Consider the following 539-nt stretch of genomic DNA (forward strand, 5'->3'; position numbering starts at 1 on the left):
TTACAGCTCCCCGAAGCATATCGGTGTTCGTCCCGTCCTTCATCGGCTCCTAGTGCCAAGGCATCCACCGTGCGCCCTTCGTAGCTTAACCTATCGGTGTATGATAAGCGTCAGATTACTTCGTTGGCCTCAACGTTTGCGTTGCTCATGTACCCTTAAACGTACACTCCGCTACTCAACGTTTTTGCCGCCTCGTACTCCTCGCTTCTAATCCACCTTTTCATAATCTACAAAAAAGCATTACTTTCTTTATTGGATGTCGTTGTCGTTATCTAGTTTTCAAGGAACATGCCCACTACGCTGAATCTGCATCTCTGCTGGCATGCGCCGAGGAAGCCAACATCGTTAGCATTAACTCGCAGACGCAGGCGCAAAGTGCGCATCAACGTGTGTTGCTTTGAGAGATAGCCCTCTCAAAACTGAACAAAACGGCCAAAGCGATAATGTTGTGATAGCTCTCTATCACGTCGTGTTACTCCATAGAAAGGAGGTGATCCAGCCGCACCTTCCGATACGGCTACCTTGTTACGACTTCACCC

At 48.8% G+C, this 539-nt stretch carries 2 rRNA genes; both read right to left on the minus strand.

What is annotated here, in order from left to right:
- A 23S ribosomal RNA gene (locus FCL54_RS23725) occupies window positions 1-91 on the minus strand; the annotation flags it as partial.
- A gap of 392 nt (window positions 92-483) precedes the next feature.
- A 16S ribosomal RNA gene (locus FCL54_RS23730) occupies window positions 484-539 on the minus strand; the annotation flags it as partial.

It is taken from the genome of Exobacillus caeni (genome assembly GCF_005747095.1).
GTDB classification, from domain to species: domain Bacteria; phylum Bacillota; class Bacilli; order Bacillales; family Guptibacillaceae; genus Exobacillus; species Exobacillus caeni.